Genomic DNA, 17,644 nt, shown 5'->3' with positions numbered 1-17,644 from the left:
TCGGCGTTTCTTCCGACTCGGTAAGCTTAGCACGTCGTTTCCGGCGTATTTCCGCTTCCCGTTCGCATCGGGTCAGTCCTTGCGGGCTTTCCTTCTGCTCTTCGAGCCTAGCAGATCCGTTATCTTGTCCGTAACCCTCGACCGTGAATTTTCTTCACGACCAGTGGTGACTGGTTACAAGGCGCGCGATCTCCTGTGCTCTTGCATCAACCGTACCAGGCCCCGGCAGGCCGGCGAAACGTCATCGAATTTCGATGAATTCCGCCATGACCGCAGCTCGAAATAGACAAATGGAATGCCGGAGCAAAATCCGTCTGCCGAATAGTCGGGCTACATGGCCAATCCCGATGAACACGCATCCGTACGACCGGGCGACCACGCAAAGCGCAGTAGTCCGCTGTCGGATTGATCAATCAGGAGGTGGTGTCACTCGCAGGACCGGCCATTGCGCCTCACTCGTGAGCCTCTTGGACTCGCCCGGGGGCTGGCAGCTGTCCGGAACCCCGAACAAGCGACTTGGAAGACACTAGGCGAGTACTCCATACGAGTCAAGCCGCCTCCCGGAACGATCCCGGGGAGCGGCTTGACGGGCGTTGTACCCAACCGTGGGCCCAACTGTGCAGCGGCTGCTGACTGCAGGTCAGGCCGCTGTGTAGTCGATCGCCGCGAGGTTCCGCTTCCCGCGGCGCAGCAGAACCCAGCGTCCGTGCAGCAGGTCTGCGGCGGTGAGCACGGCGGCCTCATCGGTCACCTTCACGTTGTTCACGTACGCCCCGCCCTCCTTGACGGCTCGGCGTGCGGCGCCCTTGCTGGCGACCAGGCCGGTCTCCACCAGGGCGTCCACGACGGTCGGCAGTTCGGTCACCGAGGCGGACGGCAGTTCCGCTGTGGCGCCGACGAGCGTCGCGGCGTCCAGCTCCGCCAGCTCGCCCTGCCCGAACAGCGCCTTGCTCGCGGCGATGACCGACGCGCACTGCGCGGCACCGTGGACGAGGGTGGTCAGCTCCTCGGCGAGCGCCCGCTGGCCGGCCCGCAGGTGCGGGGTCTCCGCGCCGGACCGCTCCAGCTCTTCGATCTCCCCGTGCGACTTGAAGCTGAAGGTCCGCAGGTAGCGGGGCACGTCGCGGTCATCCGTGTTGAGCCAGAACTGGTAGAAGGCGTACGGCGTGGTCAGCTCGGGGTCGAGCCACACCGCCCCGCCCTCGGTCTTGCCGAACTTCGTGCCGTCGGCCTTGGTGAGCAGGTGGGTGGTCAGCGCGTGTGCCTGGCCGTGCGGGTCGTTGCCCGTCATCCGGCGGATCAGGTCGAGGCCGGCGGTGATGTTGCCCCACTGGTCGCTGCCGCCGATCTGCAGTGTGCAGCCGAACCGGCGGTACAGCTCGACGTAGTCGTACGACTGGAGCAGCACGTAGCTGAACTCGGTGTAGCTCATGCCTTCCCCGCCGAGGCGCGACTTGACCGTGTCGCGGGCGAGCATCTGGTTGACGCTGAAGTGCTTGCCGATGTCGCGCAGGAATTCGACCGCGCCGAGGCCGCCCGTCCAGTCCAGGTTGTTCGCCATGACGGCCGTGGTCGGGCCGTCACCGTCGAAGTCGAGGTACGGGGAGAGCTGGCCGCGGATGTGTCCGACCCAGGTGGCCACCGTGGCGGCGTCGTTGAGCTGGCGCTCCGCCGAGGGCTTGGGGTCGCCGATCATGCCGGTGGCCCCGCCGACGAGGGCGATGGGGCGGTTGCCCGCAAGCTGGAGGCGGCGCAGCGTGAGGACCTGCGTCAGGTGCCCGACGTGGAGGCTCGGCGCGGTCGGGTCGAATCCGCAATAGACAGTGACGGGGCCGTCTGTGAACGCCTTGCGCAGTGCGTCCTCATCGGTGGTCTGGGCGAGCAGGCCCCGCCACCGCAGCTCGTCGACGATGTCCGTCACGGTTCTGTGTCTCCTTCGTTGTTGAGGTCCGTCCACGTTTGTGGATGGGAACAGCATGGCCGACCGTACGCGGTCGGCGCGAACCGGTTATGTCTTGGACGTGCGCTCGCGCGGCACGTGGGCCCGGCAGGGGCTGGCCGTGGGGTCCGCGTTGATCCACCAGCGCCGGGGCTGTCCGGCAACCGCTCCGGAGACGCCGGTGCGCGGGCCGTTCCGTACGGCATCCGCTGTAGGCGGGACACCTGGCAGGACGCGGAACGAGCCCCCGGGCACTCGGGCAGTGGTGTGGTGCTGAGGGGGCCGTTCCGGCCCCCTCACAGCATTCACACCGGTTGCGGATCATCCATCTGGAGGCCGCCCGGCGGGAGGTTCATCTCATGGTGTGGAGTTCAGGGGAAGTCGTTCCGAGCGCGTCACCCGCGTGCTACCCCGCAGACAATACCCGCGCTCCGCAGTCTGCGTCTGACTGCCGTCCACCGCTGAGCGCAGGTGATGGAATGTCACCGCGGAGTCGGTCCAAGAGGATTCGGTCCAAGGGGATTCAAGAGGAGGAGAACACCATGGTGTTCAAGAAACTGATGGCCAGTCTCGGTTCCGGTGGCGCGACGGTGGAGACGGAGTTGCACGGCGCGGACGTCGTCCCGGGCGGGTCCGCGCAGGGGGCTGTACGGATCACCGGTGGCAAGGTCGGGCAGGACATCGAGGGTGTGTACGTCGCTCTGCAGGCGGTCGTCGAGGTCGAGACCGAGGACAATGACTACCGGGTGAACGAGGACTTCGGCCGGGTGCGGGTGTCCGGGCCGTTCCAGATCGCCGCGGGTGCCGTCCACGACCTGCGGTTCTCGTTGCCGGTCCCGTGGGAGACGCCGGTGACGGTGTTCCGGGGTGTGCAGTTGCGCGGCACGAGCATCGGTGTCCGGACCGAACTCTCGATCGACCGCGCGGTGGACAAGGGCGACCTCGACCCGGTGAACGTGCATCCGCTGGCCGCGCAGGCGCTGATCCTGGACGCGTTCGGCAGTCTGGGATTCCACTTCAAGGGCGCTGACCTGGAGAAGGGGAACATCAAGGGCACCCGGCAGCAGCTGCCGTTCTACCAGGAGATCGAATTCGCCGCGGCGGCGGAATTCGCCGGCCGCATCAACGAGGTCGAGCTGACATTCATCTCCGGTGAGCACTCCACCCAGGTGGTCCTGGAGGTGGACAAGAAGGGCGGGGTCTTCTCCGGCGGCAGTGACGCGTACCGGCTTTTCGAGGTCGAGCACAGCACCGCGGCGCAGACGGACTGGACGGCCTACTTGCGCGCCTGGCTGCACGAGATCGGCGGGAAGCGCGGCTGGTGACCCTTCGTTAGGGTCGGGCGTACGGGAGCGGCGGCTGGGAAGCCGCTCCCGTACGTTCCCTACCGGGAGGTTTTCCTGTGTCCGACGCCAAACGTCCGCCACTGCCTTACGACTTCCTGCCGCCGGTGCCGTCATTCACCGTGACCAGCACCGATGTGGCCGACGGGCGCACCCTCGCACCCGTCCACCTCAGCGGCGTGCTGGGGGTGCCCGGCGGCGAGGACGTGTCGCCGCAGCTGTCCTGGTCGGGGTTCCCGCCGCAGACGCGGTCGTTCGTCGTCACCTGCCTCGACCCTGACGCGCCGACCGGCAGCGGGTTCTGGCACTGGTCCGCGGTGGACATCCCCGCGTCGGTGACCGAGTTGGGCACCGGTGCCGGCTCGGTGGACGGCAAGGGGCTGCCCGCCGGGGCGTTCCAGGTGCGGAACGACGCCGGTACGGCCGGCTACGTCGGCGCGGCGCCGCCGGAGGGGCACCACGAGCACCGGTACGCCTTCGTCGTGCACGCCGTGGATGTCGAGCATCTCGACCTGGACGCGGACGCCGCTCCGGCGCTGGTGGGGTTCAACCTGTTCTTCCACACCCTCGCCAGGGCGGTCGTCGTGCCGGTCTACCGGCGCTGAGCGGCACAGCTGTGACGGTCCTGGGGTTCGCGGGGCGTCCGCTGCCCCGGAACCCCGCCCGGCAGACCCCAGGACCGTCACAGCGCGTCAGCCCGCTTTGTCCTTGACGTACTTCGCCCACTTCGTTTCGAACTGGTCCCGGTTGAGCCCACCGGTGGCCTCGGCGAGGGCCGCGTCGACCGGAGCCGCGCCCGGTTCCTGGTAGCTCTTGATGACAAACGCCTGAGCCTTGGCGTCGCCGTACTTCTCCGCGATGAAGCGGATGGCCAGCATGCTCAGGTGGTAGTTGATGCTCGCCGTCCCGGTGTCTTTCCCGTACAGCACCTCGTCGGTGGGCAGTTTCCCGTCGAACTTGTCGTCCCGGATGTACGTGCGGACGGCCGGGACGTAATACTCGCCCAGCGACCTGTCGGTCCACTCGAAGTAGCTGGCGAACCCTTCGATGATCCACAGGGGCGGTTCGTCGCCCGCGGTCCCGAAGCCGCCGACGATCGCGTGGCCCATCTCGTGCCGCAGCACGTCGGTCTGGCCGCCGGCCTCTCCGAACGCCTTGTCGGTGCTGTCCACCACGATGCGGCTGCCGACGAGCTTCTTGCGCTCCGTCGTCCCGCCCGCACCCGGGTCGCCCGGCAGGGTCGCGCAGAACCCGGAGCTGCCGGGGACCATCACCCCGTCGCCCATGAGCTGGTCGTAGACCTTGCGGTCCGGTGCGGCGAAGACGACGAACTTCGTCGGGATGCCGCTCGGCCCGGTCCACACTTCGAGGTCCCGGACGGCGGCCTTCTCCGCCCGGCCCGCCCAAGTCTCGGCCTTCGGGCCGCCGGTGTCCTTGGTGACCAGGAGCAGCACGTGCGGTTTGGTGACCGCCTTGAGCTCGGCCACGTCCCACGCCTGCGGGTAGCCCGCGGAGCCGCCGGGGCCGCCTTCGACCTTGGTGATGCGCAGCGGTGCGTCGACGGCCGCCCGGCTGAGCGTCCAGCGGTAGACCTCGGCGGTCGGCGCGCTGTCCACTCCGCTGATGCGGTGGGCGAAGCTGACCGTCGCGGTGGTGCTGAGCGCTCCGGTGTCGGCGGCGCTGTCGGCGCCGCGGACGCGGTCCAGGCGGAAGACCGCGCTGTCGAACGGGATGAGCTTGAGGTTGGCGAACAGCCGGGTGCGTTCGCTGACCAGGCCGTCGGCGGCGGGGTCGTACGGGGCGAGGAAGGTTCCGAGGCTGCCGCTGCGCAGTGCCTCGGTCTGGGTCGCGGCCAGTTCCCTGACCTCGTCTTCGGATATCCGGGTGTGCGGCGGCAGGCTCGGGGTCTTCCGGTCGCCGCCCGTCGACTTCTTGCCGGTGGACCCGGTGGACGGGGTCGCCGCCGGGGCGGAGTCGGCGGCGTCGGCGACGTGGTCGCCGCCGCTGTCCGGGTCGTAGGTGACGACGGCCCACACCAGGAGGCCGGCGAAGGTGCCGGCGGCCAGGAGGCTGACGGCCACGGTGCGCCGGCGTTTGCGGCGGGCGGCGGCCGGGTCCGGCGGGGTGGGGAGGTAGTAGGGGCCGTACGGGCCGTACGGGAGTTCTCCGGTGTCCGGCGGGTCTGCCTGGTGGGGGCCCGTGGCGGTTCCGGTGTCCGGTGTCGTCCACGGGTCCGGTCCTGAGGCGGTGTCCGGTCCCGTCCACGGGTTTGATCCGGGACCCGCCTGCGGTACCGCGTCGGGTCCGGGAGCCGTCCGCGGTCCCGCCCACGGGTTCGCGTCCGCGGGTCTGCCGTGGCCGCCGTCCCCGACCGGGTCCCCGGCTGCCGGCGTGCCGTCGTCCTGTTCAGCCATGTTTTTCCTTCCCCCCGCGGCCCCCGGCGGAGTTCTCCGCGCCGGTCGGGCCGCCCCCACCTGGTCCGCGTCGGTGGCCCCCTGTGCCAACGCCGCGTGCGGGCGAGGATATACGGGCTTGTACAGGGGGCACACCGGCGGGACCGGCTACGTGGTGGGTCCTCCTTCTTCGAGGTCCCCTTCCAGCTCAAGGTAGGTGCGGCGGAGTTGGTCCAGGGTGTCCGGGTCGGGTGCCGCCCACAGCTTCCGGTCGACGGCTTCGAGCAGGCGCTCGGTGATGCCGCGCAGCGCCCAGGGGTTGGATTTCTGGAGGAATTCGCGGACGCCGGGGTTGAAGACGTACTCCTGGCTGAGACTTTCGTACATCCAGTCGTCGACGACTCCGGCGGTGGCGTCGTAGCCGAACAGGTAATCGACGGTGGCGGCGAGTTCGAAGGCGCCCTTGTAGCCGTGGCGCTGCATCGCGGCGATCCAGCGGGGGTTGACCACGCGGGCGCGGAAGACGCGTTTGGTCTCTTCGGCCAGGGTGCGGGTCTTCACCTGCTCGGGAACCGCGGAGTCGCCGATGTACGCGGCGGGCGCGGCACCGGTGAGCGACTTGACCATGGCGACCATGCCGCCGTGGTACTGGAAGTAGTCGTCGGAGTCGACGATGTCGTGTTCGCGGTTGTCCTGGTTCTTGGCGGCGACCGCGATGCGCTTGAACGCGGTCTCCATGTCGCCGCGGGCCTCCCGCCCGTCGAGTCCGCGGCCGTAGGCGTAGCCGCCCCAGACGGCGTAGACCTCGGCGAGGTCGCCTTCGTCGCGCCAGTTGCGGGCGTCGATCAGCGGCAGGAGTCCGGCTCCGTACGCCCCGGGCTTGGACCCGAAGATACGGCTGGTGGCGCGGCGGCGGTCACCGTGTTGTTGCACGTCTTCGTCGACATGGCGGCGGACGAAGTTGTCCTCGTGGGTCTCCTCCAGTGCGGCGACCGCGTCCACCGCGTCGTCGATCATCTGGATGACGTGCGGGAAGGCGTCCCGGAAGAAGCCGGAGATGCGGACGGTGACGTCCACCCGGGGGCGTCCGAGCTCGGCGACGGGGACGACTTCGAAGCCGGTGACCCGGCGGGAGGCCTCGTCCCAGACGGGGCGGCAACCGAGCAGTGCGAGGATCTCGGCGATGTCGTCGCCCTGGGTCCGCATGCAGCTGGTGCCCCACACGGTGAGGCCGACGCTGCGGGGGTACTCGCCGGTGTCGGCGACGTGCCGGGCGATCAGCGAGTCGGCGAGCGCCTGCCCGACGTCCCAGGCGTTGCGGGACGGGATGGCCTTCGGGTCGACCGAGTAGAAGTTCCGGCCGGTGGGGAGCACGTTGACCAGGCCGCGGGTGGGTGATCCGGACGGTCCGGCGGGGACGTAGCCGCCGTCGAGTGCCCGCAGGACGTTGGTGATCTCGTCGGTGGTCCTGGCCAGGCGCGGCACCAGTTCCGTACACGCGAAGTCCAGCACGGCGCAGACCTCGGGGACGGTCTCGCCGTCGAACACGTCGGCGCACACCCGGTCGACCGCGGCGGAGTCCCAGGCGTGTTCTTCCATCGCGAGGGCCAGGCGGCGGGCGAGTTCTTCGAGGATGTCGACGACGTCAGCGCCTGTTCGTGACGGCTTGTCGACAAGTCGTCGCAGTACCTCAGGTGCGGTGACCTGCGCGCCCGGTTCGACGAGGAGTTCCTTCTCGTCGAGTCCGAAGTGCGCGGCGGTGGCCGCGCGCAGGCCCGGCAGAGCGTTGGCGGTGCCGCCCCAGATCTGCGAGGCGCGCAGCACGGCCAGGGCAAGGTTGACCCGCGGCTCCCCCGTCGGCGCGTTGCCGAGGATGTGCAGACCGTCGCGGATCTGGACGTCCTTGACCTCGCACAGGTAGCCGTCGACGTGCAGCAGGAAGTCGTCGAAGTCGTCCTCCGCCGGCATGCCGTCCTGGTGCAGGTCGTGGTGCAGTTGGGCGGCCTGGATGAGGGTCCAGATCTGGGCGCGTACGGTCGGCAGCTTGTCCGGGTCCAGGGCCTGCACGGTGGCGTACTCGTCGAGGAGCTGTTCGAGTTTGGCCATGTCACCGTACGTCTCGGCGCGGGCCATCGGCGGCACGAGGTGGTCGACGACGGTGGCGTGGGCGCGGCGCTTGGCCTGGGTGCCCTCCCCCGGGTCGTTGACGATGAACGGGTAGATGAACGGCAGGTCGCCCAGGACGGCGTCGGGGGCGCAGTCGCGGGCGAGGCCCAGGCCCTTGCCTGGCAGCCACTCCAGGGTGCCGTGCTTGCCGCAGTGGATGACCGCGTCCGCGCCGAACCCGCCGTCGGAGACCGGGGATTCGAGCCAGCGGTAGGCGGCGAGGTAGTGGTGCGACGGCGGCAGGTCGGGGTCGTGGTAGATCGCGACCGGGTTCTCGCCGAAGCCGCGCGGCGGCTGGATCATCAGGACGGCGTTGCCGAAGGTCAGCGAGGCGAGCACGATGTCGCCGTTGTCGACATACAGACTTCCAGGCGGGGGTCCCCAGTGCTCCAGCATCGGGGCGCGCAACGTTTCGGGGAGCCGGTCGAACCACTGCTGGTAGTGCTTGAGCGGCACCCGCGCGGGGGCCAGCGCGAGCTGTTCCTCCGTCAGCCATTCGAGGTCGTGGCCGCCGGCCGCGATCAGGGCGTGGATCAGCGCGTCGCCGTCCTCGTGCGCCCGCCAGAGTGAGGTGTCCGCGCCGAGGTCGTAGCCGGCGTCCTCAAGGGCGCGGAAGAGCAGCACCGCCGAGGTGGGGGTGTCGAGACCGACGGCGTTGCCGACCCGGGAGTGCTTGGTCGGGTAGGACGACAGCACGATCGCGAGCTTCTTGTCCGCGTTCGGCAGGTGCCGAAGTTTCGCGTGCCGTACGGCCGTACCGGCGACCCGGGCGGCCCGCTCGGGGTCGGCCGTGTACACCGCGATGCCGTCGCCGTTGAGTTCCTTGAAGCTGAACGGGACGGAGATCAGGCGGCCGTCGAACTCGGGGATGGCGACCTGCATCGCCGCGTCCATCGGGGAGACCGCCGCGGACGCCTCCCAGACGGCGCGGGTGCTGGTCAGGCACAGGCCCTGGATGACGGGGATGTCCAGCGCGGCCAGCGCGCCCACGTCCCAGGCGTCCTCGTCGCCGCCCGCGACGGCGTCGGTGGCGGTCTGGCCGCCACCGGCCAGGACGGTCGCGATCAGCACGTCGGCCCGGCCGAGGATTTCGACCAGGCCGCCCGCGCCCCCGCTGCTCAGTCCGCGCAGCGAACCGCAGTACACCGGAAGGGCGTTCGCCCCGGCGGCTTCGATCGCCTCGCACAGGGTCGCGATGAAGGCGGTGTTCCCGGACAGCTCGTGGGCCCGGTAGAACACGATTCCGACGGTCGGCCGGTCCGGGTCGGCGGCGTACGCGCCGTGCAGTCCGTACTCGGGCATCGACTGCGGGGCGGCGAAGCCGACCCCGGTGAGCAGCACCGTGTCGGTGAGGAAGGCGTGCAGCTCGGCCAGGTTGGCCGTACCGCCTTCGACCAGGTAGGCGAGGGCTTCCCCGGCGACTCCGGACGGCACGGTGGACATTGCCATGAGCGAGGCGTCCGGTTCGGACTCGCCGCCGAGGACGACGGTTGGCACGCCGGTGGCCAGGAGTGCGTCGAGCCCGGCCGCCCAGGTCCGTCGTCCGCCGAGGAGCCGGACGACGGCTATCCGCACGTCGCGGACGAGGCCGGGGACCTCCGCCGGGTCTACCGAAGCCGGGTTCGCCGTACGCCAGTCGGCGTGGGACCCGGCCGCGGCGAGCAGCTCGGTGTCGGCGGTGGACAACAACAGGACGCGCGCCATCGCAGGTCCTCCCTCGGGGTCCGCGCCCCGTCAGATGCTGGTGGGTGTGCGACGGCGGCAGTTCCTGACTCGACGTCACCGGATGGTGCGCGTCTCACAGTGGCGGGACCGTCCCGGCTTCATGAGCGCAGCGAATGAAGAATCAAACACTGCGCACCGGGTTCCTGCGCGGCCGTCGGGGCTCATCCTGGCAGACGGGGGTGTTTCTACACGACGCCCGGCGGCACGAACGGCATTCCGGCCGGGGCCCCCCGCGTGATCAGCCGGTCCACCGCCGCGTTGTCGAGGTGCGCGGTGACAAGATCGCCGAGCGCGTCCAGGCGTTCCTGGCGCGCGGCCTCGAACGAGGTGTCCGGTGAGACGGTGAAGTCCCGGCCGGCCGTACGGGCGACATGTGCCAGGACGTCGCGGCGGAAACCGTCGTTCTCCAGCGCCCCGTGCCACAGGCTTCCCCAGGTCGCGCCGTCGCGGCAGCCGTCGACGGGGGTTCCGTCGGCGGTGGTGAACAGGGGTTCGCCGCCGTCGACGGAGACGGTTCCGTGGTGGATCTCGTAGGCCGCGACCGGCTGGCCGTCGGCGAAACCGGACGGCCGGGCGAGGGTTTTGGCAGTGGCGAACCGGACCCGGACCGGCAGCAGGCCGAGGCCGTCGACGGTGCCCGCCTTGCTCTCGACATCGTCTTCGATCGTACGGGCGAGCATCTGGTAGCCGCCGCAGATCCCGTACACCGGAAGACCGGCCGCGGCGCGGCGGGCCAGCGCCGCGTCCAGGCCGCGTTCGCGCAGCCAGGCCAGGTCGGACACCGTGGCCCGGCTGCCGGGGAGCACCACCAGGTCGGCGTCGGCTATCTCGGCGGGCGAGCTGACGAACCGTACGACGACGCCCGGTTCGACCGACAGGGCGTCGATGTCGGTGAAGTTGCTGATGTGCGGGAGGCGGACGACGCAGATCCGCAGGATGTCCGCGCCCAGCGGCGGCACGGGCGCGCCCCTGTCGGCTTCCAGGGCCAGGGAGTCCTCGACGTCGAGCCACAGGCCGTGCAGGAACGGCAGGACGCCGAGCACAGGGCGGCCTGTCAGTTTGTCGATTTGTGTCAGCGCGGGTTCGAGCAGCCGGACGTCACCGCGGAACTTGTTGACGATGAATCCGCTCAGCAACGCCTGGTCCTCACGGGAGAGCAGCGCGAGTGTGCCGTACATCGCCGCGAACACCCCGCCCCGGTCGATGTCCCCGACCACCAGGACCGGCAGGTCCGCCGCCCGGGCCAGGCCCATGTTGGTGATGTCGCGGTCCCGCAGGTTGATCTCGGCGGGACTGCCGGCGCCTTCGCAGATGACCACGTCGTAGCGGGACCGCAGGTCGGCCAGGGATTCGAGCACGGTTTCGAAGAGTCTGGGCTTCAGCTCGTGGTAGTTGAGCGCGCCGACGTCGGCGAAGGGCTTGCCCAGGAGCACGACCTGGGCGCTGTTGTTCCCGCCGGGCTTGAGCAGCACCGGGTTCATCACGGCCTCGGGCTCGATCCCGGCCGCCGAGGCCTGCATCGCCTGGGCCCGGCCGATCTCCGCGCCGTCGAGGGTGACCATCGAGTTCAGCGACATGTTCTGCGCCTTGAACGGGGCGACCTTGACCCCTTCGCGGGCCAGCCGGCGACACAGTCCGGCGGTGACGATGCTCTTCCCCGCGTCCGAGGTGGTTCCGGCGATCAGCAGGGCACCGTTCATCGGTTTTGCGCCTTTCAGAGGTTCTTGGCTCAGAGGTTCTTGGCTCAGTGGTTCGTCGCTCAGTGGTTCGTCGCTCAGTGGTTCGTCGCTCAGTGGTTCGTGAAGCGCGCGTTCTTGGTGCCGCGGTTCCAGGCGAAGGCGATGAGTACGGCCGACCCGAGCGCTGCGGCGCCCACAACGGCTGACAGTCTCGCCGCCCGGTCGATGTCCCGCGCGTCGGGCGGGGGCCCGTCGCCGAGTTCGGGCCGGTGTTCGGTCCGGGTGCCGTAGACGTTGCGACCGCCGAGCCGGATCCCGAGGGCTCCGGCGGCGGAGGATTCACAACGGCCCGCGTTCGGGCTGGGGTGGGACGCCTTGTCGCGACGTAGCACCCGCAGGGTGTCGGCGCGGCTGCCGCCGACGACCGGCGCGACGGCGACCGTGAGCAGCCCGGTCAGCCGCGCGGGCACGAAGTTCGCCGCGTCGTCGAGACGGGCCGCGGCCCAGCCGAAGTTCAGGTAGCGGTCACTCTTGTAGCCGACCATGGCGTCCAGGGTGTTGACGGCGCGGTAGGCGAGCAGCCCTGGCATCCCCGCGAGCGCTCCCCAGAACAGGGGTGCGACCACGGCGTCGGAGGTGTTCTCGGCGACGGATTCGACGACGGCGCGGGCGATGCCCTGGGCGTCGAGCCCCGCGGGGTCGCGGCCGACGAGGTACGGCAGCCGCTCGCGCGCCGCAGCCAGGTCGCCGTCGACCAGTGGTCGGGCGATGGTCCGGGCTTCCCTGCGGAGGGTCGTGCCGCCGAGGACCGCCCAGGCGCAGGCCGCAGTGGTGATCGTCCGGGCGACGGGACGGTTTTTAGTGGCCCGGTCGAGGGCGACGCCGAGCGCGGTGACGGACCCGACGCAGAGGGCCGTGTACGCCGCGCCTCCCGCACGGGAATCCCCGTACATCATTTGTTCGATTCTTTTGGCGCCCCGGCCGAACACGGCCACGGGGTGGCCGGGGCGCGGGTCGCCGATGACAGCGTCGGCAGCGGCGCCGAGCAGCAGGCCAACGGCTGTCGGCAGGGTGGGTCGGGGCATGCGCGACAGCATCTCAGACAGGCGTCAGCCGATCGCCGGCTGGACCCGCTTGGGCCGGCGGACCAGCTCGCCGCCGCAGTTGGGGCAGGTGTCGTCCAGCGCCGCGCTGCACGGCTCGCAGAATGTGCACTCGTAACTGCAGATCCGGGCGGGGCCTTCCCCGGTGAGCGCGGTTTCGCACTTCTCGCAGATCTCGCGCATTTCCAGTGCCATGTGGGTTCAACCTCCCGGAACGGACCTGATGAAAGGTCAGCTTAGGGGGCTACCCGGACGTAACCTCAAGCCCCGTGGCGGGGGTCACGCGAGCATCCGGACGACCGCGATGAGGCCGACTGTCACGATCACTCCGCGCAGCACCATCGGGGGTAGTTTCCGACCGACTCTGGCCCCGACCTGACCGCCGATCACCGATCCGACAGCGATAAGCGCAACGACCGTCCAGGAGACCTCGGCGATGCAGATGAACAGGATCGCCGCGACCCCGTTCACCAGACCGGCCAGCACGTTCTTGATGCCGTTGAGGCGCTGGAGCCCGTCGTCCAGGAACACGCCGAGCAGGGCGAGCAGGATGACACCCTGGGCCGCGCCGAAGTAACCGCCGTAGACGCCGGTCCCGAGCACCGCGGCGAACAGCACGGGGCCGCCCGTCGCGGATGGGATCCCGGACTCTGTCCCGTCGTTTTTGTTGTCGTTGTCGTTGTCGGCGGCGGCGGCGGCGTTGTCGGCGGCGGCGCGCTTGGCGGCCAGCTTCCTGGACAGTGTCGGCTGGAGCACCACCAGGACCAGGGCGATCAGGATGAGCGCGGGCACGATCGCTTTGAAGGCACCGTCGGGCAGCGTCAAAAGGAGGACCGCGCCGATGACGCCGCCGATCAGCGACGCGGTGCCGAGGCGGACTATCCGCGGCCACTGCCCGGCGAGTTCGCGCCGGTAGCCGATCGCCCCGCTGACGGAACCCGGGACGAGGCCGATGGTGTTGGAGACGTTGGCGACCACCGGTGGGTAGCCGAACGCCAGGAGTACGGGGAAGGTGATGAGGGTTCCGGAACCCACCACGGCGTTGATGCCGCCGGCGGCGGTCCCGGCAGCGAAGACTGCCAGTGCTTCCAGCCCGTTCATGGGGCGGTCCTGTCCGTCAGGGGGCCCGCGGTGTCCCGGCCCCGCAAGGAGGTCCAGGCATACGAGTGCCCCGTACAGATGTTCTGTACGGGGCACCCTAACGGCTGTTGACCGCCGGCCGGCTGTCAGTCGATCGGTTTGTCCCTCGGGGGGCGGTTCTGCAGGGACGGGCGCTCGACGACCGGCGGGGAGACCTCCGCGGGCCTGGCCGACCTGGCGGACGGGAACGCGGCCGGCTCCTCCTCGACGGGCACCCGGACGGTGCGCGGCGGCGGGCCGCTGTTGCCGTTCGGGGCCGGGGCCCCGGTGATCGCCCCGAGCGTGCCGCCCAGCCCTTCGAGGGCCTTGCCGATCTCGCTCGGCACGATCCAGAGCTTGTTGGCGTCGCCCTTGGCGATCTCCGGCAGCATCTGCATGTACTGGTACGCCAGGAGCTTGTGGTCGGCGTTGCCCGCGTGGATCGCCTCGAAGACCGTTGTGATGGCCTGCGCCTCACCCTCGGCCCGCAGCATCGCGGCCTCGCGGTCGGCCTGCGCGTTCAGCACGGTGGCCTGCCGCTGGCCCTCGGCCCGCAGGATCGCGGCCTCGCGGTCACCGTCGGCGGTCAGCACCTGGGAGCGCTGGTGTCCCTCGGCGGTGAGGATCGCCGCGCGCTTGTCGCGCTCGGCGCGCATCTGCTTCTCCATCGAGTCCTGGATGGAGGGCGGCGGCTCGATCGCCTTGAGCTCGACCCGGTTGACGCGGATGCCCCACTTGCCGGTGGCCTCGTCGAGGACCCCGCGCAGCCCGGCGTTGATCTCCTCACGGGAGGTCAGCGTCTGTTCCAGGTCCATGCCGCCGATGATGTTCCGGAGCGTGGTGATCGTCAGCTGCTCGATCGCCTGGATGTAGTTGGCGATCTCGTAGGTCGCCGCCCTTGGGTCGGTCACCTGGAAGTAGATGACCGTGTCGATCTGGACGACCAGGTTGTCCTCGGTGATGACCGGCTGCGGCGGGAACGGGACGACCTGCTCACGCAGGTCGATCATCTGCCGGATGCGGTCTATGAACGGCACGAGGATGTTCAACCCCGCGTGCAGCGTGCGGGTGTACTTGCCGAATCGTTCGACGATGGCCGCGCTCGCCTGCGGGATGACCTTGACCGTCTTGACGAGGGCGACGATCACCAGCAGGACGAGCACGATCACGACGATGGCGACGGTCACGGGCGCTCCCCGACTTTCCTCACGCCCCGCGGTTCGTGTGGGGCTACTTGAACCGACTTTAGGGCGTCCGGGTGACGCGTACGCACCGACACGGCCCTACCGAACCCGGACCGTGACGTTGGCCGGATCACGGCCCGGCACAGGTCATATGACCACGGCGGTCGCCCCGTCGATGTCCGCGACGTCGACCCGCTCCCCGGCTTCGAACACCCGCCCGGGCTCCAGGGAACGGGCCGACCACACTTCGCCGGCGAGCTTGATCCGCCCGCCGGGGCTGTCGTCGACCCGTTCGAGGACCGTGGCGGTGCGTCCCTTGAGGGCGTCGACCCCCGTCCGGGTCTCGGGCCCGGAGGTCCGCTGCCGGTAGAGGATCGGCCGGACGAACACCAGGAACGCGATCGAGATCACCGCGAACACCACGGCCTGCGCGACGAGTCCGCCGCCCAGGCCCCCTACGGCCGCGGCGCCCGCAGCACCTACGGCGAACATTCCGAGCTCGACCATCGAGGTGAACACTCCGACGATGCCGAACACTCCGGCTGCTACCAACCACCACGCCCAGGCTTCCACGGTGACCATGGTATTGCCCGGATACCGCGTACGGGAATGGTCCGCGATCAGCGGAGTGCTTTTCACGCCACCGGACGGACGGCCGCGCGCACTAGCCGAGCGGCAGGCCCCTGGCGGCCCAGCGGTTGTCCTGCTTCTCCACCGTCAGCGGCAGTCCGAAGCACTTCGACAGGTTCCGCGGGTTCAGCGTCTCGTCGATCGGTCCGGCGGCCAGCACCTTGCCCTGACGGAGCATCATGATGTGGGTGAACCCGGCCGGGATCTCCTCCACGTGGTGACTGACCATCACCATCGACGGCGCGTACGGATCACTCGCCAGCTTGCCGAGGCGGCGGACGAGGTCCTCCCGGCCGCCGAGGTCGAGACCGGCCGCCGGCTCGTCGAGCAGCAGGAGTTCGGGGTCGGTCATCATCGCGCGGGCGATCTGCACACGCTTGCGCTCGCCCTCGGACAGCGTGCCGAACTTCCGGTCGGTGTACTCGGCCATGCCGAGCTGGTCGAGCAGCTGCCGGGCACGCTCCCCGTCGGCTTCGTCGTAGGTCTCACGCCACGTGGCGGTCATGCCGTACGCGGCGGTGCGCACCACGTCGAGCACCACGGCCGAGCGCGGCAGCCGGTCGGCGAGCGACGCCGAGGCCATGCCGACCCGCGGGCGCAGTTCGAAGACGTCGACCCGGCCGAGCTTCTCGCCCAGGACCACCGCGGTGCCGGAGGTGGGGAAGAGGTACGTGGAGACGACCTGGAGCAGGGTGGTCTTGCCCGCTCCGTTGGGTCCGACGATCACCCACCGTTCGCCCTCCTCGACCGCCCAGCTGACCGAGTCGACCAGTTTGCGGCCGTCGCGGACGACCGAGACGTCCACCAGCTCCAGTACGTCGCTCATCGCGTGCCCAGCTCCCCATCGTGCGTCGCATATGCCATGCAAGCGGTGACGCATCGTGTGCGTCACGTACGCCGGCGTCCCGGCCATGTCACCGAAGGGCGGACGTGGTCCGTCAGCCCCGGGGAAAAACCTATGCCACCGGCGCGCTCCCAGAGCGCACGGCACCGGCCGTCGCCGGCCAGGAGCACCGTCGGAGGCGGTACGTAAGCTGACCGGCATGCTTGATGAACCCCGCGGTGGACTGTTGACGGCCTGGGGCAACGCCCTGCTGACCGGGGCCGTGTCCCCCGACGAGGCGGCCCAGCGGGCCATCGGTGACGACGAGCCGCACCGGGTGGTGGGGCTGCCCGGGGAGCCGGTCCCTGTCGGGTTGACGCTGGCGTTGGGGCGACTTCGGTCGTACGGGGTCACCGGGTTGCGCCTGGCGCTGCCGGTGCCAGGGGACCCCCTCGGTCTGCCCGGGCCGCAGGCGTTCAACGCAGCGGCGCTGGACGCGGGGCAGGCCGTGGTGACGGTGGGTCCGCCGGGCAGCGCGTACGGACTGGTTCCGGTGGTGACCGCGCACGGGCCGGTGGGCGATCAGGTCGTCCGGGTGCGCTGGGATGTCTCAGAGGTCGAGGACCGGCCGCTGTCAGGGCCGTTCCTGGCCGAGTCGGAGCGGGAGTTGACCGAGGCGACCCAGTGCGCGCTGGCGGAGCTGGGGCGCCTCGACGTGGCGGGCATGGGACCGCAGGCGCAGGAGGCCCTGGCGGGGCTGCGCAGGCAGTCCCGGCAGCTGGACGAACCGCTGGCCCCGGGCTACCCGGCGCGGGCGGTGCGGGTCCTGGGGCAGGCCCGGCGGCTGCGCGCGATCCTGGCGGTGGCCGCCGGGGATCCGGGAGCGGCCGTCAGCGCCAGTGAACTCGTCCGGCGCTCGGCCGCCCTGTCACCGCTGGAACGGGCCTGCCGGCGCGCGGAGGTCGCCGCTTACGGGGCGGTGCTGGAGCCTCACTGAAGGTCCGTACCGCATCACGTCGAGGACGTGAGTAGCAGCGAATTCTCCCGCACAGAGCCTGGCTGGCGAACCGGTCCGCCGCGTCTCTCTGGGCGAGTTCGACAACCAAACTGATCTCACGGCACACTCGCCGGTTAAAACCGCTCACCCCGCTATTCAGAATCCCTGGTCCTAATTTCACTCAACCCTATCAACTCCAGAGTGGGAATCATACGCTCGAGATACCACCCAATATCACAGAATTTAGAAGCTTCAGATATATTCTTTCGATTAATAGTAATTACAAATGACGCGGTCAATCGCTCAGGGTAAAGTAGGAGATCTCCTCCTCGGAATGATTCTGGCAGGAGGAGTGAAATCCCCACCGTGGCTCGAGACCAGCAAGCCCGCCCGATTTCCGATATCACCTCGCTCAAAGAATCCTCGTGCGCATAAACCCAGTCAAACATACTAACCCAATTCAAAGTATCTAGACAGTCTCTGCGATATAAGCCAAATGCGGATCGCCAAAGAATCCGCGTATCACGTCAGGTAGATCCTTGA

14 protein-coding genes and 1 riboswitch are annotated in these 17,644 nt (G+C 69.6%); of the genes, 4 read left to right on the top strand and 10 right to left on the bottom strand.

Annotation, left to right across the window (positions count from 1 at the left end; genetic code table 11):
- Nucleotides 1-286, top strand: a 286-nt coding sequence (locus tag AC0Z36_RS27890; protein ID WP_485465844.1) for a hypothetical protein, incomplete at its 5' end; no start/stop codon positions are given.
- Between the two features lie 354 nt (nucleotides 287-640).
- Here the strand turns inward: AC0Z36_RS27890 and tyrS are convergent.
- Nucleotides 641-1,921 (bottom strand): tyrosine--tRNA ligase, encoded by a 1,281-nt coding sequence (gene tyrS, locus AC0Z36_RS27885; RefSeq protein ID WP_485465843.1) that lies wholly within the window; start codon nucleotides 1,919-1,921, stop codon nucleotides 641-643.
- Between the two features lie 560 nt (nucleotides 1,922-2,481).
- Between tyrS and AC0Z36_RS27880 the strand changes: the two genes are divergently transcribed.
- Together AC0Z36_RS27880 and AC0Z36_RS27875 are read left to right on the top strand one after the other, a co-directional pair.
- Complete coding sequence (locus AC0Z36_RS27880) at nucleotides 2,482-3,264, top strand: sporulation protein (RefSeq protein ID WP_485465842.1); 783 nt, start codon at nucleotides 2,482-2,484, stop codon at nucleotides 3,262-3,264.
- Between the two features lie 77 nt (nucleotides 3,265-3,341).
- Complete coding sequence (locus AC0Z36_RS27875; RefSeq protein ID WP_485465841.1) at nucleotides 3,342-3,887, top strand: YbhB/YbcL family Raf kinase inhibitor-like protein; 546 nt, start codon at nucleotides 3,342-3,344, stop codon at nucleotides 3,885-3,887.
- 87 nt (nucleotides 3,888-3,974) lie between these two features.
- Here AC0Z36_RS27875 and AC0Z36_RS27870 read toward each other — a convergent pair whose 3' ends face one another.
- From AC0Z36_RS27870 to AC0Z36_RS27830, 9 genes are all read right to left on the bottom strand, one after another.
- A complete protein-coding gene (locus tag AC0Z36_RS27870; protein ID WP_485465840.1) occupies nucleotides 3,975-5,696 on the bottom strand; it encodes a hypothetical protein in 1,722 nt (573 codons plus the stop codon).
- Between the two features lie 147 nt (nucleotides 5,697-5,843).
- Nucleotides 5,844-9,545 carry a cobaltochelatase subunit CobN gene (gene cobN / locus AC0Z36_RS27865; protein WP_485465839.1) on the bottom strand — a complete coding sequence of 1,234 codons (3,702 nt, stop codon included), beginning with the start codon at nucleotides 9,543-9,545 and terminating at the stop codon, nucleotides 5,844-5,846.
- Nucleotides 9,546-9,584: 39 nt separating this feature from the next.
- A riboswitch (cobalamin riboswitch) is annotated at nucleotides 9,585-9,737 on the bottom strand.
- A gap of 14 nt (nucleotides 9,738-9,751) precedes the next feature.
- A complete protein-coding gene (locus tag AC0Z36_RS27860) occupies nucleotides 9,752-11,266 on the bottom strand; it encodes a cobyric acid synthase (RefSeq protein ID WP_485465838.1) in 1,515 nt (504 codons plus the stop codon).
- An 89-nt stretch (nucleotides 11,267-11,355) separates the two neighbouring features.
- The gene (locus AC0Z36_RS27855) at nucleotides 11,356-12,330 is read right to left on the bottom strand and encodes a cobalamin biosynthesis protein (protein ID WP_485465837.1); all 975 of its coding nucleotides are present in this window, start codon (nucleotides 12,328-12,330) and stop codon (nucleotides 11,356-11,358) included.
- Nucleotides 12,331-12,354: 24 nt separating this feature from the next.
- On the bottom strand, nucleotides 12,355-12,543 hold the full coding sequence (locus AC0Z36_RS27850; protein ID WP_485465836.1) for a DUF1272 domain-containing protein: 189 nt from the start codon (nucleotides 12,541-12,543) through the stop codon (nucleotides 12,355-12,357).
- 84 nt (nucleotides 12,544-12,627) lie between these two features.
- A complete protein-coding gene (locus tag AC0Z36_RS27845; protein WP_485465835.1) occupies nucleotides 12,628-13,449 on the bottom strand; it encodes a sulfite exporter TauE/SafE family protein in 822 nt (273 codons plus the stop codon).
- A 125-nt stretch (nucleotides 13,450-13,574) separates the two neighbouring features.
- Nucleotides 13,575-14,654 (bottom strand): SPFH domain-containing protein, encoded by a 1,080-nt coding sequence (locus tag AC0Z36_RS27840; RefSeq protein WP_485465834.1) that lies wholly within the window; start codon nucleotides 14,652-14,654, stop codon nucleotides 13,575-13,577.
- 144 nt (nucleotides 14,655-14,798) lie between these two features.
- Nucleotides 14,799-15,233, bottom strand: a complete 435-nt coding sequence (locus AC0Z36_RS27835) for an NfeD family protein (protein WP_485465845.1) — start codon at nucleotides 15,231-15,233, stop codon at nucleotides 14,799-14,801.
- 82 nt (nucleotides 15,234-15,315) lie between these two features.
- Nucleotides 15,316-16,107 carry an ABC transporter ATP-binding protein gene (locus AC0Z36_RS27830; RefSeq protein ID WP_485465833.1) on the bottom strand — a complete coding sequence of 264 codons (792 nt, stop codon included), beginning with the start codon at nucleotides 16,105-16,107 and terminating at the stop codon, nucleotides 15,316-15,318.
- Between the two features lie 217 nt (nucleotides 16,108-16,324).
- On the opposite strand from AC0Z36_RS27830, the gene AC0Z36_RS27825 reads away from it, so the two are divergent.
- On the top strand, nucleotides 16,325-17,101 hold the full coding sequence (locus AC0Z36_RS27825; RefSeq protein ID WP_485465832.1) for a hypothetical protein: 777 nt from the start codon (nucleotides 16,325-16,327) through the stop codon (nucleotides 17,099-17,101).
- Nucleotides 17,102-17,644: the final 543 nt, after the last annotated feature.

The organism is Kitasatospora sp. UYEF31 (assembly GCF_057291755.1).
This window is presented reverse-complemented; position numbering and strand designations above follow the sequence as displayed.

Excerpts from the sequence above, each read along its gene's own strand:
- cobN (WP_485465839.1), bottom strand. The coding sequence starts at position 9,545 with ATGGCGCGCGTCCTGTTGTTGTCCACCGCCGACACCGAGCTGCTCGCC.
- AC0Z36_RS27870 (WP_485465840.1), bottom strand. The coding sequence starts at position 5,696 with ATGGCTGAACAGGACGACGGCACGCCGGCAGCCGGGGACCCGGTCGGG.
- AC0Z36_RS27850 (WP_485465836.1), bottom strand. The coding sequence starts at position 12,543 with ATGGCACTGGAAATGCGCGAGATCTGCGAGAAGTGCGAAACCGCGCTC.
- AC0Z36_RS27835 (WP_485465845.1), bottom strand. The coding sequence starts at position 15,233 with ATGGTCACCGTGGAAGCCTGGGCGTGGTGGTTGGTAGCAGCCGGAGTG.
- AC0Z36_RS27880 (WP_485465842.1), top strand. The coding sequence starts at position 2,482 with ATGGTGTTCAAGAAACTGATGGCCAGTCTCGGTTCCGGTGGCGCGACG.
- AC0Z36_RS27845 (WP_485465835.1), bottom strand. The coding sequence starts at position 13,449 with ATGAACGGGCTGGAAGCACTGGCAGTCTTCGCTGCCGGGACCGCCGCC.
- AC0Z36_RS27830 (WP_485465833.1), bottom strand. The coding sequence starts at position 16,107 with ATGAGCGACGTACTGGAGCTGGTGGACGTCTCGGTCGTCCGCGACGGC.
- AC0Z36_RS27855 (WP_485465837.1), bottom strand. The coding sequence starts at position 12,330 with ATGCCCCGACCCACCCTGCCGACAGCCGTTGGCCTGCTGCTCGGCGCC.
- AC0Z36_RS27825 (WP_485465832.1), top strand. The coding sequence starts at position 16,325 with ATGCTTGATGAACCCCGCGGTGGACTGTTGACGGCCTGGGGCAACGCC.
- AC0Z36_RS27860 (WP_485465838.1), bottom strand. The coding sequence starts at position 11,266 with ATGAACGGTGCCCTGCTGATCGCCGGAACCACCTCGGACGCGGGGAAG.